The sequence below is a fragment of the Micromonospora avicenniae genome (assembly GCF_900156065.1).
In the GTDB taxonomy this organism is placed as follows: Bacteria; Actinomycetota; Actinomycetes; order Mycobacteriales; family Micromonosporaceae; genus Micromonospora; species Micromonospora avicenniae.
Map to the genome: position 1 here is coordinate 15,971 of NZ_FTNF01000008.1, position 19,371 is coordinate 35,341.

Below are 19,371 nucleotides of genomic sequence, written 5' to 3' on the forward strand. Positions count from 1 at the left end.
TCGCACCAGGAATGCGAGCCGGTCGACGGTCTACGCCGCCTGGTTGCGCAGCACGATGGTGCGCGGCGGCTGGTCGTCGCCGTTGATGCGGTCGAGGAGCAGGTTCGCGGCGGTGACGCCGAGGCGCCGGGCCGGCAGTGGAATGACGGTGATCGCCATGGGTGCGATCGGCGCGAACGGCAGGTCGCCGAAGACGGCCACACCGAGCGCGGGCGGCAGTTGGCCGCTCTGGGCCAGCACCTGCAACGCGCCGACGCCCATCAGGTTGTTCGCGACGAACACGGCGTCCGGCGGCTCCGGCATGGCGAGCAGCTCACGCATCGCCTTGTTGCCGCCATCCACCCGGAAGTCGGCGTACTTCAGATAGCGCTCGTCGACGGGGCCCGTGGTGCGGGCCGCGTCGCGCCAGCCGTCGGCGCGATGGACGGCGGTCTCGACATCGCGTGGGCCGGTGATGCACGCGATCCGGCTGAAGCCCTGGCTCTGCAGGGCGGCGGTGGCGGTCCGGCCACCGGCCCGGTTGTCCACCATCACGGCGTCGATGTCGAATCCGTGGGGGCTGCGGTCGACCGCCACGACCGGGCGATTACGCTCGATCAGCCCGCTCAGGTCGCAGTTGTCGCCGGCCGCGGCGAGGATGACACCCGCCATCTTGGCCTCGATGGCGATGTCCAGGTACCGGGCCTCCTTGGCGTGATCCTCGTCGGAGTTGCAGAGCACGACCGAGTATCCGGCAGCCTGGGCGACGTCCTCGACGCCGCGGGCCATGGCGGTGAAGAACGGGTTCTCGATGTCCGGGATCACCAGCGCGATCACCTCGGAGGTCTGCAGTCGCAGGGTACGGGCGATACGGCTGGGCGTGAACGAGAGCGCCTTGGCCGCCTCGCGTACGCGCCGGGCCTTCTCCGCGGAGACGTTCTGGCCGTTGAGCACGCGGGAGACCGTCGACGGTGACACACCGGCCATCGATGCGACCTCGTAAATCGTTGCCATCACGTTCCTCAGGGGTGCTCACTGGGCCACGGGAGTTCCGGCCGGCAGGGGTGACAGACGATTGACACGGCCGCCACGCAACTCTAGCGTAGTGAAATCGATTGCAAGGACAGGCACCCCCGCCTGGTATAACCAGCGCGCCGACAACCCGGTTGGAGAACGATGGCCAACGCCGACCTCGCCACGATCGCACGCCTGCGGTCGGTTCAGACACGGTCGATCAGTCCCGAGAACTTCGACGGGTCGGCTGGTGGCGGGGGTCGCGCCACCACCGGCACCGGCGCCGAGTGCGCGCGTGACCTTGGACCCGGCTGGAAGATCTCGCCGAGCGTGGACATCGCGGCGGGTGCCACCTTCGACCTGGCAACGATTTCGGGCGCGGGCCAGATCAACCACATCTGGATCACCACGCACAAGGACAACTGGCGCACACTTCTGTTCCGGGCGTACTGGGACGGCGCCGAGGAGCCCGCCATCGAGGTGCCCTACGGCGACTTCTTCTGCTCCGGCTGGGGCGAATTCACGCAGGTCAACTCGCAGATGATCGCCGCGAACCCGAACGGCGGCTTCAACTCCTACTGGCCCATGCCGTTCCGCGACGGCGCCCGGCTGACGCTCGAGAACCTGTCCACCGTCCCGGTTCGCGTCTACTACCAGATCACCTACGAGATCGGCGGCGACTACTCCGGCCTCGGGTACCTGCACGCACAGTGGCGGCGTAGCAACCCGCTGGAGTACCTGAAGCCGCACACGATCATCGAGGGAGTGACTGGGGCCGGCCACTACGTCGGCACGTATCTCGCCTGGGGCGTGAACAGCAACGGCTGGTGGGGCGAAGGCGAGATCAAGTTCTACCTCGACGCCGACGACGATTACCCGACGATCTGCGGTACGGGCACGGAGGACTACTTCGGCGGCGCCTGGAACTTCGACGTCCCCGGCCGCGGCTACACCGAGTTCTCCACGCCCTACCTCGGCATGCCGCAGGTGATCCGCCCCGACGGGCTCTACGTCAGCCAGCAACGCTTCGGCATGTACCGCTGGCACCTGCCGGACCCGATCCACTTCGCCGAGCGGCTGCGGGTCGACATCCAGGCGCTCGGCTGGCGCTCCGGCTGGCGCTACCTGCCGCTGCGCGACGACATCGCGTCCACCGCCCTGTTCTACCTCGACCGGCCCACCGCGCGCCGGCCGCGCACGCCCAGCGCCGATGACATGGAGGTTCACCTGGGTAGCGCACCGGTGCCGGACCTGGGCGCGCAACCGCCCCGACCGCCCGCCTGACCGCGGCGGCCCAGAGACGACGGGGCGCCGGCCCTCCGGCCACGTACGTGGCCGGAGGTCTACATCCGGTAGGCGCGGGCGTTCCGGGTACAGGGAGGACCACTTCGTGTTCAGACTCATCCCCGGCGGCCCGAGATCCAAATCCCGCGCGGCCACGGCGTTCGTGGTCGCCGCCGGCCTGACCGGCGCGGCGCTCCTCGTGACCACCGGGCCGACCTACGCGACGAGCGCCAGGACCAGCGCCACCCTGATCGAGAAGATCACCGGCCCGGACTCGCCCAACGACACCTACGGCCGCTGGAACGTCAAGGCGACCGACCTCGGCATCATGTGGGACAACAACGCCGGCCAGGTCCTGACCGCCTTCGGCGACACCTTCGGTGACGCCTGGATCGGCCCGGGCGGCGGAGTCCTGGGCAGCGGCGACGCCAACTGGCGCAGCAACGTCCTGCTGCGTTCGTCGGACACGACGCCCGGCGATGGCATGGACTTCGCCAGCGCGGTGACCGGCCCCGACGGCCGGGCCCGCGAGATCCTGCCCGGTCTGCACCAGCCGGATGGCACGGGCGAGGTCACCAAGATCCCCACTGCGGGCATCGCCGTGGGCGACCGCCAGTACGTGTCGTTCATGTCGGTGCGCCACTGGGGTCCACCCGGGCAGTGGGACACCAACTACGCGCAGATCGCATACTCCGACGACAACGGCGACACCTGGTCCACCACCGGTACGCCGACCTGGGACAACCCGTCGTTCACCGACACCTTCCAGCAGCAGGCGTTCGCCCGCAGCGGCGGCTACGTCTACGTCTTCGGCACCCCGAGCGGTCGCAACGGCAACGCCTACCTGGCTCGCGTTCCCGAGGCGCAGATGCTGACGCAGTCGGCGTACCAGTACTGGAACGGTAGTTCCTGGATCGCGAACGATGAGGCGGCCGCGGTCGCCGTGGTGGACGCGCCGGTCTCGGAGCTGTCGGTCCGCTACGACTCCTCCATCGGCCGGTGGGTGATGATGTACCTGCAGGGCGAGGACATCGTCCTGCGGACGGCGACCAGCCCGCAGGGGCCGTGGAGCGGCGCCCAGATCGTGGTCAGCTCCGCCGACTACCCGGGCCTGTACGGCGGTTTCCTGCACCCGTGGAGCTCCGGCGGCACGCTCTACTTCACCATGTCCCAGTGGAATCCGTACAACGTCTACCTCATGAAGGTGCGGATCGACGCGACCGGCGCCGTCGTCGCCCCGAACCTCGTGGGCGATCCCAGCTTCGAACGCGGCGCGCTCACCGGCACCGGCACCGACGGCACCTGGGCGTGTAGCGGCAACTGCGGCATCGACAACTCGCGCTGGGGCTACTCCGGCGACCGCAACGGCTTCGCCCGCTTCAACCGGGGCTGGCAGGACGTGCACCAGACCGTTCCGGTCGAGGCGAACACGGCGTACCAGCTGACCGGCTTCGTCCGCACATCCTCAAACAGCCGGACCGGATTCCTGGGTGTCCGCACACCGTCCGGAGCCGTGATCGGTCAGGCCCACTACACAGCGATCGGCTCGTGGACGCGAATCGTCGTGAACTTCAACAGCAGGGCCAACACCTCCGTGGTGGTGTACGCCGGCGTGCGGACCGACAGCGGAGACATCTGGATCCAGCTCGACGACTTCTCCCTCACCAGGACGTGATCAGCCGGTTGGTGCGGCGGGCCGGTCGTCGGCCCGCCGCACTCGGCTGGGATCGGACAGCAGCCGCGGTGTCTCAGGAATCGGCCAGCGCTGCGAGGGTCGCCCGGGCACCGTCGCGGTGCAGCGAATCCAATGCCCATCGGTACGCGGCAACGAACCGCTCGTCCACGGCCAGGTCTCCGAACACGTCACTCTGCTTCAGGAAGGCCACCGGGTCCGTGCGGGCCGCGGCGGCGTACTCCATCACGCTGTCCCGGCGCCGGTCCACCACGTCGATCGGCCGTCCCTGCTCGTCCATGCCCGCGGCGTAACGAGCCCAGCTCGCCACGATCGCTGCCGATCGGCGGATGCTCCGGCCCGCGGCGAGCTGGTCCCTGATCACGGGTACCAGCCAGTTCGATATCCGATCCGACGAGTCCGCGCACAGCCGCGCGATCGTGTCGCGGATGTGCGGATTCGCGAAACGGCTGAGCAGGGTCTCCTGGTACGCCGGCAGGTCCACGCCGGGCACGGCATGCAGCGTCGGCGTGGCCTCCTCGCGCATGTACCTCGCCAGTAGATCCACGATCAGCGGGTCCTGGGCCGCCTCGTGGGCGTACCGGTATCCGAGCAGGTGACCCAAGTAGCACAGGCCCTGGTGCGAGCAGTTCAGCAGGCGCAGCTTCATCTGCTCGTACGGTTCGACGTCGTCGACGAGGCGTACGCCGGCCGCCCGCTCGAGCGGCGGCCGCCCGAGCGGGAAGTCGTCTTCGATCACCCATTGCAGGAACGGCTCGGCGACGACCGGCCAGGCGTCGGCGACGCCGAACTCCGCCGCGATCTGTTCCCGGTCGGCGTCGGTGGTGACGGGAGTGATCCGGTCGACCATCGAGTTCGGGAACGCGACGGCGCCGGCGATCCAGCGGCCCAACTCGGGGTCGATGCCGGAGGCGAACGCGGCCATCATCCTGCGCGTGACGTTGCCGTTGCCCGGAATGTTGTCGCACGAGAGCACGGTGAACGGCGGAACGCCGCGCGCACGGCGGCGGACCAGACCGGCGACGATCAGCCCGAACGCGGTGCGCGGAACCGCGCCCGGCTGCCGGTCGTGGCGCACCAGCGGATCGGAGTCGTCGAAATCTCCGGTGGTGGGGTTGATGTAGTAACCGCCCTCGGTCACGGTCAATGAAACGATGCGTACGCCCGGGTCGGCCAGCAGTTCGATGACGGCGTCCGGGGCATCCGGGGCGTAGAGGTAGTCGACGATGGCGGCGATCTCGCGGGCCCGGCGGGTGCCGTCGGGGTACTTGAGCAGGAGCGTGTACCGGTGATCCTGGGCGATCAGGACGTCGCGCATCCGAGCGTCGCCGGGCAGGACGCCGACCCCGCAAACGGCCCAGTCGTGAGCGAGGCCGATGTTCATGAGTTCGTCGAGGACGGCAGCCTGGTGAGCCCGGTGGAACCCGCCGACGCCGAAATGGACGATGCCCGGCCGCAGCGTCGCCCGGTCGTAGCGCGGCCGGTCGAGAGGCGTCGTCATTTCATCCCCGAGATGCGTACGCCGTTGACGATGTACCGCTGGAAGATCAGCAACAGCAGGACGGTGGGCAGTGAGGCCAACGTGGATCCGGCCATCAGCATGCCCCAGTCGTTACCGCGATCGGAGCGGAAGGTGCCGAGGAACTGCATGATCTGGGTCAAGCTGGGGTCGGTGATGGTCAGGATCGGCCACACGTAGGCGTTCCAGTACGCCAGGTACGAGGCGATGCCGACCACCACGAACGGCGCGGCCGACTGCGGCAGGAACACGCGTAGGAAGACCTGCCAGCGATTCGCGCCGTCGATCATCGCGGCCTCCTCGACCGCGATCGGGAAGTTCAGGTAGTACTGCCGTAGGAAGAACATCTGTGCGGCCGAGGCGACCCCGGGGATGATCAGCACGGCCATGGTGTTCAGCATTCCGAGCTTCGACACGACGACGAACGACGTCAGCAGGATCGCCATCGTCGGAATGAACATCGGCATGATGCAGTAGACCCACCAGAACCGCTTGCCCCTGAACTCCAGCCGCGCAAACGCGTACGCCGCCATGGAGTTCACGACGAGGCTGAGCACGGTGAAGATGAGTGCCCCGACGAAGGTCACGATCATCGCGCGGGTGAAGGTGTGATCCTTCAGGATCGCGGTGTAGTTGCTCCACCGCCACATGTCGGGGAAGAACTGGAACGGTGAGCGAAGGACCTCGTCCTTGCCCTTGAATCCGGCGATCGCCATCCAGGCCAGCGGAAAGAGCACGCTGACGGCGATCAGGACGACGAGCATGGCCGAGCCGGCCCTGCGAAATGTGCCTACAGGCATGGCGGTTCCTTCCCGGTCAGCCGTCGACGGCCTTGTCGGACCGGATCAGCCGGAAGATGACGATGGAGATGGCGCCCAGCACGACGAACAGCAGCAGCGACGCGGTCAGCGAGTAGCTGGTGGCGTAGGGCGTGAGCTCACGGAAGCTGTTGAAGATGTAGAAGTTTGGGGTCGTCGTCGCGCCGGTCGGGCCGCCGTTGGTCATGATGAGCGGCAGGTCCAGCATCTGGATGGCGAGCGTGAACCCGGTGACGAAGAGGTAGAGCAGGACGTTCTTCAGCAGCGGAATGGTGATGTAGCGCAGGCGCTGGAAGAAATTCGCGCCGTCGAGCATCGCCGACTCGTAGTAACTGTCGGGGATGTCGAGCAAGGCCGCCAGCAGGATCAGCGTGGTGATCCCGAATCCGAGCCAGATCCCCGGCACCGCGATGGCGGGCAGCGCCCACTGCGGACTGTTGAGCCAGGCGATCGGGGCGTGGTTGATCAGGCTGAGGAACCAGTTCACCACACCCGCGTCCTGGTACATGAAGGTGAACAGGACCGACGCGATGACGGTCGACACGACCGCCGGCAGGTAGACCGTCACCTTCATGAAGGCGGCGACACGTTTGCTCAATGTCTTGATGAAGCTCGCCAACAGCAGTGCGATGACGATTCCTGTCGGTACGACCAGCAGGGCGTAAGAGAGGCCGATCAGGATCGAGTGCCAGAAGTCCGCGCTCTCCAGGACGTACTTGTAGAACTGGGCGCCGACGAACTTGGGCGCCTTGTAGAAGCTGATTTCGAACGTGCTGAGGTAGACCGAGTAAGCCAGCGGCCACATGACGAATACGCCGAGCAGGACCACCATGGGCGCGATCATCAGGTATGCGGTGAGATTGTCCTGGCGCCGCGCTCCGACGCGCCGGGGCACCGCCCCCGGGGCCTTCGGCGAAGCCGCGGCACGATTTGAGTCGAGCAGAGCCACGCTCATCCCTCGCAATCGATCGATCCCCGGGGACGTGACACGGCCACGTCCCCGGGAACCGGGGCGTGTCAGGTCATCGCCGAGGCTGGGTACCGGCCAGAGACTGCTTCTTTATGACGTCGTTGATCTTTTCGTCGGCCTTCTTCAGGGCGTCCGGGATGCTCGCCGTGCCCTTCATGGCGCTCTCCACGGCGGTCCCGAAGGCCAGGGCGATGTCGTACGGGTAGGCGGGCTCCTGCTTGCCGTACGGAACCACCTTCGTGGAAATCGTCTTCATGAAGGGGTCGGACGAGGCGTCCGGGTTGCCGGCCAGCGCCTGGTCCACGGAGGTACGCACCGTGTACTTGGAGAAGCCGCTGGTCTTGAAGAAGTCCGCCATGATCGCCGGGTCGCCGGCGAGCAGCCACTGGACGAACTGCGCGGCTTGCTGCTTGGCTTTCGACTTGGCGTCGACGGTCAAGGTCCAGCCACCCAGCGTGGCGGTCGTCTTGGTCTGGTCACCGTCGATCGACGGGAACGGCGCCACCGCAGTCTTGGAGATCATGTTGGGGAACTCCGCCTTGAGCTGGCCGACGACCCACGACCCACCGGCCATCATGGCCACCTCACCCTGGCCGTAGGAGGCGCCGTCGGCGTACCCGACCTTCGGCGTCTTGGGCATGAGGCCGCCCTGGTAGAGCGTCTTGTAGAGCTGCAGCAGCTTCTCGTAGCACGGATCGGTCGCGTTCGCCTTCGACCAGTCGTCGGCGATCGGCAGGTGGCCGCAGGCGTTGTACTGCAAGCCCCAGCTCGACCAGGCGAGGTCCGGGGCGGCCGACGCGATCGTCATGCCCTTGACCTTGGGGGTGGTCAGTTTGGTCGACCACTGGACGAGCTCGTCCCACGACTTCGGGGGGTTCTTCGGGTCGAGGCCCGCCGCGGCGGCCAGGTCGGTGCGGTAGTACAACACCGTCGACGGCTCCACGAGCATCGGATACGCGTAGCGCTTGCCGTTGAACGTGACGAAGCTCTTCACGTTGTCCTTGATGTCGTCGAACGCGCTCGCCGGAAGCAGCCCGTCGAGTTCGGCGAGCTCGCCATTGGTGACCGCCGCCGGGATGTTGCCGTAGCTGGTCGTCTGTACGTCGGGGGCCTTGCCGGCGGCCTGCGCGGCCTTCAGCTTCTGAGCCCACGTGTCGGCCGGCTGAACCTGGTAGTCGACCTTCACCTTGTCCTGCGAGGCGTTGAAGGCGTCGACCTGCTTCTTGAACCAGGCCTGCTGGTAGTCCTCGAACTTCTGCTGCCAGAAGGTGATGACGGTCTTGCCGCCCTCCGTCCTGGCGCCGCCGCCGCCGCTGCCGCACGCGCTGAGCGCGAGGGACGCCGCGACCGCCGCTGATATCGCCAACGCGAGTGTGCTACGCCGTCGAGGCACTGCTCCTCCTGTCCTGCGGCTCGTCGCCGAACCGCCTGCCGACCAACTTTCAGACGATTGACCCGGCCGCGACCTGTGGCGAGGGGTCGCGACCCCCGGGAGCAACGACAAGATCAGGGTTCGGCCGCGGATGCATGGCGGCCACCGACACCGGCCCCGCACCACACCGCAGGTGGTTACGAAACCGTGTGGTGCAGGTTTCCGGCATGGGTCCAGCGCCTTCGCTCGGGGGTCGAGTGGCTCGTAGTGAACAGGATGGAATCGATTTCGTCAAGAAGTCGAAGGACGCCCCGCTGGAACTTGGTTCTAGCTGTGACAACTGCGCGAAACCGATTGCAAACGCTGCGCTGTGCGGGCCGAGGCAGGGGGCCCGAGGGATCGCGAGTCGGCGGGACGGGATCGCCGTTGGCCGGCACCGGATCGCCGTTGGCCGGGCACCGGATACCGGGTCTTCTGCGGCAGGACGATGTCGTCGTCCGAAGTGGAGGTGGCGTCCCTGCCGCGACACGCCTGCCACCAGCGCTGACGTTCCAGGGCCCGACGGCTGATCGTCGGTCTGGGCTGGAACATCGACCGTTCCCGGACCGTCACCGGCCCGTCGGAACGTGGACCAATCCGGGCTGACCACGACCGGCAGTACCCGGATACCGGCCGGCCGGGATGCCCGCGCGGTCGCCTACCAGGCGCGCGGTCACCGAGCCGGATGCGCCGCCAGCAACTCGTCGACCTCCACGGCGGTCGGAGCGGTCGCCGGTCCCTGCCGCGTGACGGCCAGCGCGGCGGAGGCGTTCGCGCGACGAACGGCCTGGACCGGGTCGAGACCACTCACGAGGGCCGCGACGAACGCGCCCACGTGGGCGTCCCCGGCGCCGTTGGTGTCCACCACGGCCACCGGGAAGGCCGGCACCCGCAGGGTTCGGCCGCCGGTGGCGAGCACTGCGCCCTGCGGCCCGGTGCGGACCACCACGCCGGCCCGCGCGCCGCGCATCGCGAGAGCTGCGGCAGCCGCCTCCGGGGCGGCCTGATCGGTGAGTATTTGGGCCTCCCGCTCGTTGCAACTCCACCAGTCGGCGCGCTCCCAGGCCGACGCGAGCACGGGGGAGGGGATCTCGGCGACCAGGGGACCCGGGTCGATCACGACGGTGACCTCCGGGGGGATCGTCGGTAGCCAGGCCGCCAGTGCCGGGCCGTTGGACGGGTAGGCCAGGCTGTAGCCGGAGACGTACACGACGTCGCCGGGTCGCAGGTCGACCCGCGCCAGGTCCGCCGGTCCGAGCTGCGCCTCCGCGCCGACGCTCGTGGCGAAGGTGCGTTCCCCGCTCGGGTCGACAAGCGCGACGCTGAACCCGGTGTCGACATCCGGCAGCGCCGGCTGGACCAGCTCGAGGCCGGCCTGGACCAGCTGCTCGCGGGCCAGGTCCGCGAAGGGTCCGGTGCCGTGCATTCCGGCGTACGCCACGGACAGTCCCTGGCGTGCCGCGCTGACCATGACGTTGAGCCCGCCGCCGGCGGTGATCCGGCTGCTGGAGGCGAGGACGTCTCCGCCGACCTCGGGCAGCCGCGGCAGGTACATCACCACGTCGACGACGACGTTGCCGGTGTGCACCAGCCGCGGCGACGGCCCGGTCATCGCCGTGTCCCGGCGGTGCGGTCCTCTGCGTCCGCCTCGGGCCGGGCGTCCCCGCGTTGCCCTGCGGTGCCGCTGCGCCGGGCGCTCCTGACGCCGAACAGCAGGTACAGGGCGCCGGCGACGACGAACGCCGCGACCCAACCGAGGCCGTTGGTGCCCAGCCAGGAATCCGCGAGCGGTCCGCTGAACCAGACGTCGTCCGCCGAGGTCGAGGCCGTCAGGAAGAGCAGACCGACGACGGTACCGGCCAGCCACGGCAGCACGGCCGACCAGCGGAACCCGCCGTGGTACCAGTAGGCGCTGGTCCGGGTGGTGTCCATCAGCCCGCGCGGGTCGTAGTCGCGCCGGAAGAGCATGTCGGCCAGGAATACCGCCACCCAGGCGGTGATCGGTACGGCGAGCAGCGAGATGAAGGTGATGAACGGCCCGTAGAAGTTCCCGGCGATCAGCATGAAGTAGATGCCACCGGCCAGGGTGAGCACGATGTCCAGGCCCACCGCCACCACCCGGCGGGTTCGGATGCCGAGGGTGATCATGGTCAGTCCGGCGGAGTAGACCGAGAGGTTGTTGGACAGCAGCAGGCCGCCGAAGGCGGCGAGCAGGTACGGCACCGCCATCCACGACGGAAGCATCACCTGGATCGCCGAGACGGGGTCGCTGGCGGAGGCGAGGGTGCCGTCGCCGGCCGAGAGCAGACCACCCAACCCGATGAGCAGGAACAGCGGAATCCCGGCACCGGCCGAGGCCGCCGCCACGATCCGCCCGCCCGGCACGTTGCGGTGCTGGTAGCGGGCCATGTCCGCGCCGGCGTTCGCCCACCCGATGCCGGTGCCGGCGGCGATCACACCGATCCCGGCGATGACGACGCTCAGCGGTGCGGCCGGGGCGTCGAGCACGGCGTGCCAGTCCACCCGGGTGATCAGGAACGCGGCGACGACGATGTTCAACGCGCCGAAGACGTACGTCGCCCACTGCTGGATCCAGACCAGCGTGGCGTGCCCCAGACCGGAGACGACCAGGGTGAGCGCCACGAAGGCCAGCAGGCTGATCACCGTGAGCACGGGGTTCGCCGTGAGCCCGAACGCGATGTCCAGCAGTGCCAGCAGCGCGTACGCGGCGGTCGTCGTGTTGACCGTCTCCCAGCCGACCCGGGACAGCCACGAGATCACGGTCGGCCCGTGGTTGCCGCGCGGTCCGAAGATCGCCCGGGACAACGTCATGCTGGGCGCGCCGCCCCACTTCCCGGCCACGCTGATCAGGCCGACGAGGGCGAACGAACCGAAGGAACCGATCGCGGCCACCAGCAGCGCCTGCCAGATGTTCATGCCGCGCAGCGCGACCAGGGTGGCGCCGAGCGGCAGTCCCAGGATCGAGATGTTGGCCGCGAACCAGACCCAAAAAAGTTGGCCCGGACCGCCCGTGCGCTCGGTGGAGGGCACCGGTTCGATGCCTCGGGTCTCGATGGCGCCGACCCGGTTGGTGTCGGCCGGAATCGTGCCGGCCAGGTCCGTCGTGGACATCGTCGTCCTGCCTTTCCCTGCGGGTGCCGGCCGTCAGCGGGGCTGACGAAGGGCGAGCAGTTGGGTCGCCAGTTCTGCCAGTGGAAGATGGTTGGCTCTTGCGATCGTTTCCCGTGCGGTGTCCGGGAAGGATTCGACTCCGTGGCCGGCGCCGGCGATGGCGCCCACCATGGCGGCGATCGTGTCGGTGTCACCGCCGAGACCCGCCGCGAGCAGGCAGGCCTGCCACGGGTCGTCGGGGTGAACGGCGAGCACCGCGAATGCCGCCGGAACCGACTCCTGCGTCGCCACGCTCGTCCCGACCAGGCGGTAGATCAGGTCGGCCGCCTCGTCCGGCGTCCGGCCGGCGACCAGTTCGGCGGCCCAGGCGATCCGGGTGGCGATGTCCGCCGCCGCGATCCAGTTGCCGCGTCCCGCGGCCAGCTGCGCCGCCCGCACGGCCGTCGCCGTGGCGGTCGCGGTGTCCGCACCGTCCAGGCCGGCGCTGACCGCGGCGGCGACCGCGGCGGCGCCGGCCAGGGCGACGCCGGTGTTGTGGGTGACCCAGCTCGCCTCGACGACGCGATCGACGAGCAGGTCCAGGTCGGCCGCGGGTACGGCGATCCCCACCGGCGCGATTCGCATCGCTGCCCCGTTCGTCGTGCCGAACCGGCCGGCCTCCTCGAGGGGACGGCCGGCGGCCACGGCGGCGACCGCCGCCCGGGTCGACGGGCCGAGCAGGTCCAGCGATCCACGCCGGCGCATGTCGTCCTCCCAGGCGAGCAGCGCCCGGGCGAGGCGGTGCCCGTCGACGTGCCCCCGACCGTCGAGGAGCAGCCGCCCGAGCAGCAGCGCCTGCTCGGTGTCGTCGGTCACCGTGCCGGCGGGCATCCCGGGCGCGATCGGCTGGTCCGCGGGGCCCGGCTCGAAGCCGGCCAACCGGCGGTGGCGGGCGACTATCCGCTCGCGCGGCATGGACTGGGTCGGCATGCCGAGCGCGTCGCCGACGGCGAGCCCGGTCAGGGCCCCGACGGCTCGCGATTCGATCGGCACAGCAGGATACGGGGTACTCATTCCGACGCCTCTCCGAAGCGCAGGTGCAGCCGGAACCGGTCGGGGTTCAACAGGCTCTCCACGTACTCGACGAATTCACCCCGCGCGTCCCGACTCAGCCGTTGGGTGCGCAGGTAGAGATCACCGGGAGCGCAACCGAGCAGCTCGGCATCCGATTGCGTCACCCGGGACAGATCCACCCATTCCTCGCCCTGCACGGGCGTGAGCCCGGCCGAGCGCAGCGCCGCGTACAGGGAGCCGGTGAGACCCTGTTCGGGCAGGTTGCGCAGCGGGCCGACGGCAGGAACCAGGCTCCGCTCGATCGAGATCGCCCGGCCTTCGTCGAGCGACCTGAGCCGGTCGACGGCGACGCACTCGGCTGACTGCAGGTCGAACCGCTCGGCCAGCTCGGGCTCGTGGACCAGCTCGAGACGCAGGATGCGTACGGTTGTGGGGACGCCCTGCTCGGCCAGGGCCCGGGACCAGCCAAGCCGGTCGTCGATCGTCCGGCCGTCGAAGGTCACGAACGATCCCTTGCCGGAGCGGGTCTCGATCAACCCCTGGCGGATCAGGTCGGCGAGGGCCTGGCGGACAGTGTTCCGGCTCACGTCGAACCGGGTCGCGAGAGCATGCTCGCCGGGCAGCTGGCTGCCGAGGGCCAGCCGGCCACCACGGATCTCCCGGGCGAGCTGCTCAGCGACCCGCTCGTGCTTGAGCTTGAGAACCTGTCCGAACATGTTCAGAAGGTTAACTCTGGCCAGGACGTTCAGCCAGTCGCCACGATCATCCCCCGGCACGCGCAGCGACCAGCGGCACCGTCAGTGCGGAAAGGGCACTGACCGGCAGGCGTGACGACCAGCGGACCGGCCGCCCGGAGAAAACGACGCAGCTGGCCCCGAACTGCCTACTGCGGCCGGATGTTGTGGTTGTGGGCGAACAGGTTGGTGGGATCGTACTGACGCTTGACCGCCACAAGCCGCTGGTAGGTCTCCGCGGGATAGATCGCCGCGACGTCCTCGTCCGTGGCGCTGCCAAGGAAGTTCGCGTAGGCGCCGTTGGTGTGCGGCGCGAGTCTCCGCCAGATCGCCTCAAGCGCGGGACGAATCGCCCCGACGACCGGTTCCGGACCCGCTGCGGTGGTCACGACCATCAACTCCGCTTCGCGGTGCGTGTAGGCGGTGGCGTCGCCGGGGATCCGGGATACCGCACCGCCGACGCTGCGAACGGCGATGAGCGGTGACCCTTGGGACGTTCCGACCTCGCTGAGGATCTGCAGGACCTCGGATACCGATTCCTTGTCGACAAACGCGCTCCGGCTCAGGAACTGAATTCCCGGCGGTGGGGCCACGCCGTCCACGAGCGTGTCGGCATAGGGCTGCAGCGCCACGTTGTCGTCGATCACCGTACCGAGCTGGCGGATCGGGTCGATGGCCTGTGCCGCGGGCGCCGGGTCATCGCCGTCGAAGGCGACGTAGATTTCCACCGGTGCTTCAGGTCCGCCCGCGAGTGGATTGGCGAGGTTCACAGTCGAGGTGAGCGCTTCGGGCGCGGTACGGAGGTAGTCCGCCCACCCCTGCAGCACGCTGGCCGCCTCGGATGCCGGAAAGGCGATCCTGCCGAAGAAGACGTCCGTCGTCGGGTGCGCCACGAACTGGAAGGCGGTGACGATCCCGAAGTTCCCGCCGCCGCCGCGAATCGCCCAGAACAGCTCTGGGTTCTCCGCTGCACTCGTGTGCACGAGGACTCCGTCGGCGGTGACCACCTCCGCGGCGGCCACGTTGTCGATGGCCAGGCCGTATCTCCTGACCTTCCAGCCGATGCCGCCGTTCAACGTCAGCCCGCCGACACCGACCCGCTTGTTGTCGCCCGAGGAGATCGCCAGGCCGTGTGGGGCGAGAGCGGCAGCGACCTGACCCCAGGTGGCACCGCCACCGATCCGCACGAGGTGGCGTTCCTTGTCGATGAGCTGCACGCTCGTGAGCCGGCTGAGGTCGATCACGACGCCGCCGTCGTTGGTGCCGAAGCCCGGGAAGCTGTGCCCGCCACCCCGCACGGCCAGCGCAAGCCCCGCGCCGGCCGCGAACCGGACGCCTGCTTGCACGTCGCTGACGTCCTTGGGGCGCAGGACATAGGCAGGACTACCGGAAGCGAACGGTGAGTGCCTCGCCGATTCGTACTCCGGCTCACCCGGTTCGATGATGTCGCCGCCGAAGTCGCGCCGAAGCCTTTCCGCCGGTGAGCTCACGATGTTCCTTCCGCGCAGGAGGATTTGATCCCTACGTGGTAATGACGAGGTAGCCCGGCAAGGTGTGATACCCAGAGGCTGTGAACTGCGTCTCCCGGTCGGGCGTATTCGGCCGTCCGCTCCTGTGCGTACGGCGAGGCACCGATGGCGGAACAGGTCGTCGGCGGGCGTCCTGAGGGCCACGCGGGCCTGATAGCGTCGATGCTCGTGGATCGCGCCGATGACCTACGACTCGCGTTCGACACATCGGATCTGGCGGCGGAACTCGCGCTCGCTCATTTCGAGTCTGGCGTTCCGGCAACGCTGAAGGCTGACGGCACACCGGTCACGGAAGCCGACCGGGCGGTCGAGCGTTTGTTTCGCGAGACGCTGTCCTCGGCGAGGCCGGACGATGCACTCCTCGGCGAGGAGTTCGGTCGAGTCGGAGAGTCCGAGCGGGTCTGGATCATCGACCCGATCGACGGCACGTCGTTCTTCAGCCGGCGTGACCCGAACTGGCGGATCCACGTCGCGCTGCAGGTCGCTGGGAGCATCGAGCTCGCGGTCGTCACCGCTCCTGCGCTGCGCCGCTGCTGGTGGGCGACCCGAGGCGGTGGTTCCTTCGAGTCGTCCTGGCCCCGCGAGGAGGCCGAGACGAAGCGCCTTGCGGTCAGCGCCACCTCGGTGTTGGCCGATGCTCGACTCGAAGCTCTGGACGACGTGTCCGGCGCTGATCTCCCACCGGGTGTGGCCCACGCACCGGCAAGCCCCCTTCCGCTCGTCGAGCTCGTGCGGGGCCAGATCGATGCCTTCCTGGTCGAGCGCTATTACGTCTGGGATCACGCGCCGTGGATCCTCCTGGTCGAGGAAGCGGGCGGCCGTTTCACCGATCGAACCGGAGGACACGCGGGCGATCAAGGCGGTGGCCTGTACTCCAACGCCGACCTGCACGGCCAGTTGCTGACCGCGCTTGGTTACCCCGCGCGCCCTTGACCCCCGTCGGCGGCTCCGGCGCGATCACCGAGCCCATCAGCAGCCCCGAAGGGACCGCTCAGAGTCGGCGGCAGGGAAGGTGAACCGTGTGATCGGCCCCCGAGCTGCTGGGATGGGTCTCGGATCCCGCCGAGAATGGTCCACCACCGAGCGCAGAAGAGGCACCCCCGGGCGAGGGTGCCTCTTGCTGGTCGTCGTCGGGAGTCAGCGGTTGGTCAGCGCTGCGGGATCCCGGCTCGGCGGGCGGCCTGCTGACCGCCGAGCACCGGCAGGGAGAGGTGACTGACCTTGGTGTTCACGGTGACGTCCGGTCGCGACGCGAGCGTTTCGGCCGAGTAGCTGCGGTAGCTGCCGACGATGATGACGCCGATCCGGTTGCCGGCGGAGAAGACGTAGTCCTCAGGCAGCAGGGGGATGCTGATGTCGTACATCGTGCCGGGCGTCATCGGCTCGGGGGCCGCGACCGAGTCCCGGTTCTGCCCGTCGCGGATCCCCTTGGTCACCCGCCATTGCGTGACGTCGGTCGGCCGGTAGGCGATGGGCCGGTAGCACCCGTCGTCGGCTGGGCTCGACTCGCCGTAGCACTGCTCGGGCAGCGTCGTCTGAAGGACACCGTCGCCGGATCGGCTGTTCTGCGTGCTCGGTCCGTACTCGACGAGGATCGCGCCGAAGTAGGCCTCGTCGAGACTCGACGACGCGGTGAGGTTGACGACGGGGGTGCCGGAGATGCGCAGGTCCTCGGTGAGCGGCGGGGACAGGAAGGCCAACCGGTTCCCGTCCGGCTGATCCGGGTTGCTGATCATAGCGGCTTCGGTCTGGCTGGGGTTGTCGGTGAACGTCCGGGTCGTCGGCGCGCCCATGGCCGGGGTGAGTGCGAGGTCCCCGGCGCTGTCGGCCCCGGAACGCAACCAGACGTTGACGTTTCCGGTGCCGGGGATCGGCCAGTCCGCGTGCTGTTCCCAGACGCCGACGGACGGTTCCACATCGACTCCCGGCTCACTCATGATCCCGTTGTCGATGCCCTGGAGCCAGTAGTCGAACCAGCGGTGCAACGTGTCGACCCAGACCTCCCGGCGGAACTCGAACGGGTCGATGTGGCCGACGCGGCCGACCCACAGCTTTCGCGGCACGTCGTACGTCTTCAGTGCCTGCCAGAACTTGCTGAAGTGATCAGCTCGGACGTTGTCGTCCTGTATGCCGTGCACGAGGAACACACTGGCCTTGATCTTCGCGGCGTCGTCCAGGTAGTTCCGCTCGTGCCAGAACGGCGTGTAGTCGCCGTGCTCGTCGCCGTCGTCGGCCGCGATCTCGTTCCAGACCGGCGCGCACTTCGTTTGACGAGCAGAGTCGTCGGCCGTGATGGTCCGGGCGAGCGACCCGAGATAGTTGTTGCCCCGCGTGACGATGCCGTTGCCGCGGGTGTAGTCGTAGTAGTTGTACGGGCCGGAGATGGGAACAACGGTGGACAGGCCATCAACGCCGGACGCTGCCGCGGCCATCGCCAGCGACCCGTCGTACGACTTTCCGATCATCCCCGACTTGCCGTTGTGCCAGTCGGCCACCACCGGATCGCCGTTGGAGTCGTGCGCGTTGCGGCGGCCGTTGAGCCAGTCGACCACCACCGGTCCGGTGGCGTTCTCGTTCGCACCCTGGATGGTCGGGCAGCCGGTCGAGCCGGCCGTGCCGACCATGTCGACGAGCGCGATCGCGTAGCCACGGGGCACGAAATAGTTGTCGTAGAACAGCGGCCAGCGGTCGAGAAGACCGTCACCGTCGGTGTCCACCTTGAGCTCGGACTCGTTGCCGCGCCCCAAGGTGGTGTAGTACGGGCTGTTGTCGATGATGACGGGGGCCTTCAGGCCCTGCTCGGTGGCGGCCGGCCGGATGAGGTCGACGCGGACGACGTCCTTGATGCCGTCCCGGTCACTGTCGAAGTCGGTGTCGACCCAGACCCGCTCGCGGATCGCATCGGCATATCCGAACACCGGCTGGGTGACTCCGTCCGCCACGGTGACCGTCGGCGTCTCCACCCGCTCGGCGGCGATCGCCGGCGTCGTCACGGCCAGCATCACCATCACCGCGCCGACCGGAATGATCGTCCTCAAGACCTGCCTCCTCATCCGGCCGGCGGGCAACGCTCTCCTGGCGCGCCGGCGCGACCATCACCGCACGCTACGAAACGGCCGCATGATCGTCATCAGGCAGATGCACGAAGTCCGCGGCGCGCCACATAGGCATCTGCCGAGACGATTCCCGATGAGTCCCGCGCCGGAGCGCCGGCGGGCCACGGCCGCGGGGCTGGGGCCGCCGGCTCGACCAGCTGGCCGAGCCCTCGGTGAGCCCGGAGCCGGCGCGCCTCTCCGCCGGTCAGCGCCCTGATCGCGATCGGCGGTGTCGAGCGAGAAGGCCGGCGATGAGCAGGAGCAGCGCCCAGACAACGCCACTGACAAGCATCGTGTTGGTGAAGGCGTCGCCGTGGTCACCGATGGCGGTGCGGACCGCGGAAGGTGTGACCGCCGCCGGCGGCAGTAGCGCGAGCAGAACGAAGAGTGCCACAGGCTCCCCGTCGGCAGCTGCGGCGAACCAACCGGATACCGCGGCGAACGCACCGTACGGCACCGCGGCCAGGACCGTCAGGATCGCCACGACCACAGCGGGTAGGCGTAGCAGTGGCGTGATCAGGGTGCCGAGGCCGACTCCGGCGATCGCCGCGACCGGGAACGAGGCCAGCCCGACGGCCAGGACATGGTGAAACCCGCCATCGGAAAGCGGGTCGGTGGGTAGGAACCCCGGGTGATTCTCGGTCCACCACGCGATCCGCTGCCGGACGCCTGCGGACGACTGCCAGGCCACCGCGAAGTCGACTGCCGCGAGGAGCAGACCGGCGCAGACGGCCGACCCCAACGCCCGCGACATCCCCCGCACCCTCGCCGCCAGAAACGCCCCGAGGATCAGTGCGATGATCTGACCCCAGAAGAAGCCCGACGTGTGAGCCATGAAGACTTCGATCATGACTTCCTCGTGCAGCTCCTCGTTGGTCTGCGGGTCGTTGTAGATCCAGACGTGGTAGAAGTCGCTGTTGATCGGCGCCAGCGCTGCCGCGCCGGCCGCGACCAGGCCGACCGCCACGAGAACTCCCAGCCACGACGGAGACATCCGCCATGGACGCGGCCGGGTGAGGAGAACAGAAGAATCGCTCGTCCTATCCGCCACTGTCTCTCCCTGAGTGTCGGACCCGCTCACCGAGAATCGACGGACCTTGGCGAGGGTCGATGCGCGGCACTGCAGACCCACCCATCCGA

Annotated in this window: 15 protein-coding genes; 3 read left to right on the forward strand and 12 right to left on the reverse strand. The window is 68.7% G+C overall.

What is annotated here, in order from left to right:
* Window positions 1-30: 30 nt before the first annotated feature.
* Window positions 31-993 (reverse strand): LacI family DNA-binding transcriptional regulator, encoded by a 963-nt coding sequence (locus tag BXA10_RS14460; protein WP_076470873.1) that lies wholly within the window; start codon window positions 991-993, stop codon window positions 31-33.
* Between the two features lie 162 nt (window positions 994-1,155).
* Here BXA10_RS14460 and BXA10_RS14465 point away from each other — a divergent pair, with 162 nt between their 5' ends.
* Window positions 1,156-2,277, forward strand: coding sequence for a glycoside hydrolase family 172 protein (locus BXA10_RS14465; RefSeq protein WP_076470874.1), 1,122 nt, complete (start codon window positions 1,156-1,158; stop codon window positions 2,275-2,277).
* Window positions 2,278-2,383: 106 nt separating this feature from the next.
* On the forward strand, window positions 2,384-3,952 hold the full coding sequence (locus BXA10_RS14470; RefSeq protein ID WP_245828248.1) for a glycoside hydrolase family 183 protein: 1,569 nt from the start codon (window positions 2,384-2,386) through the stop codon (window positions 3,950-3,952).
* Between the two features lie 73 nt (window positions 3,953-4,025).
* Here the strand turns inward: BXA10_RS14470 and BXA10_RS14475 are convergent, their stop codons facing one another.
* From BXA10_RS14475 to BXA10_RS14515, 9 genes are all read right to left on the reverse strand, one after another.
* Window positions 4,026-5,471 (reverse strand): mannitol dehydrogenase family protein, encoded by a 1,446-nt coding sequence (locus tag BXA10_RS14475; protein ID WP_076470875.1) that lies wholly within the window; start codon window positions 5,469-5,471, stop codon window positions 4,026-4,028.
* Complete coding sequence (locus BXA10_RS14480) at window positions 5,468-6,289, reverse strand: carbohydrate ABC transporter permease (protein ID WP_076470876.1); 822 nt, start codon at window positions 6,287-6,289, stop codon at window positions 5,468-5,470. Before BXA10_RS14480 ends, BXA10_RS14475 begins: the two co-directional genes overlap by 4 nt.
* 16 nt (window positions 6,290-6,305) lie before the next feature.
* Window positions 6,306-7,262: a carbohydrate ABC transporter permease gene (locus BXA10_RS14485; protein ID WP_084752772.1), complete on the reverse strand. Its 957-nt coding sequence runs from the start codon at window positions 7,260-7,262 to the stop codon at window positions 6,306-6,308.
* A gap of 67 nt (window positions 7,263-7,329) precedes the next feature.
* Window positions 7,330-8,670 carry an extracellular solute-binding protein gene (locus BXA10_RS14490; protein ID WP_076470877.1) on the reverse strand — a complete coding sequence of 447 codons (1,341 nt, stop codon included), beginning with the start codon at window positions 8,668-8,670 and terminating at the stop codon, window positions 7,330-7,332.
* Window positions 8,671-9,361: 691 nt separating this feature from the next.
* A complete protein-coding gene (locus tag BXA10_RS14495; RefSeq protein WP_076470878.1) occupies window positions 9,362-10,300 on the reverse strand; it encodes a PfkB family carbohydrate kinase in 939 nt (312 codons plus the stop codon).
* Window positions 10,297-11,820, reverse strand: a complete 1,524-nt coding sequence (locus BXA10_RS14500) for a purine-cytosine permease family protein (RefSeq protein WP_076470879.1) — start codon at window positions 11,818-11,820, stop codon at window positions 10,297-10,299. Before BXA10_RS14500 ends, BXA10_RS14495 begins: the two co-directional genes overlap by 4 nt.
* Window positions 11,821-11,853: 33 nt before the next feature.
* Window positions 11,854-12,873: an ADP-ribosylglycohydrolase family protein gene (locus BXA10_RS14505; protein ID WP_076470880.1), complete on the reverse strand. Its 1,020-nt coding sequence runs from the start codon at window positions 12,871-12,873 to the stop codon at window positions 11,854-11,856.
* Window positions 12,870-13,589 carry a GntR family transcriptional regulator gene (locus tag BXA10_RS14510; protein WP_076470881.1) on the reverse strand — a complete coding sequence of 240 codons (720 nt, stop codon included), beginning with the start codon at window positions 13,587-13,589 and terminating at the stop codon, window positions 12,870-12,872. The genes BXA10_RS14505 and BXA10_RS14510 overlap by 4 nt, the downstream gene beginning before the upstream one ends.
* Window positions 13,590-13,756: 167 nt before the next feature.
* A complete protein-coding gene (locus BXA10_RS14515; protein WP_084752775.1) occupies window positions 13,757-15,097 on the reverse strand; it encodes an FAD-binding oxidoreductase in 1,341 nt (446 codons plus the stop codon).
* Window positions 15,098-15,241: 144 nt separating this feature from the next.
* Between BXA10_RS14515 and BXA10_RS14520 the strand changes: the two genes are divergently transcribed.
* Window positions 15,242-16,069: an inositol monophosphatase family protein gene (locus BXA10_RS14520; protein ID WP_084752780.1), complete on the forward strand. Its 828-nt coding sequence runs from the start codon at window positions 15,242-15,244 to the stop codon at window positions 16,067-16,069.
* 215 nt (window positions 16,070-16,284) lie between these two features.
* Here BXA10_RS14520 and BXA10_RS14525 read toward each other — a convergent pair whose 3' ends face one another.
* Window positions 16,285-18,174 (reverse strand): CocE/NonD family hydrolase, encoded by a 1,890-nt coding sequence (locus BXA10_RS14525; protein ID WP_245828249.1) that lies wholly within the window; start codon window positions 18,172-18,174, stop codon window positions 16,285-16,287.
* A 262-nt stretch (window positions 18,175-18,436) separates the two neighbouring features.
* Window positions 18,437-19,198: a hypothetical protein gene (locus BXA10_RS14530; protein WP_076470884.1), complete on the reverse strand. Its 762-nt coding sequence runs from the start codon at window positions 19,196-19,198 to the stop codon at window positions 18,437-18,439.
* Between the last annotated feature and the right edge of the window lie 173 nt (window positions 19,199-19,371).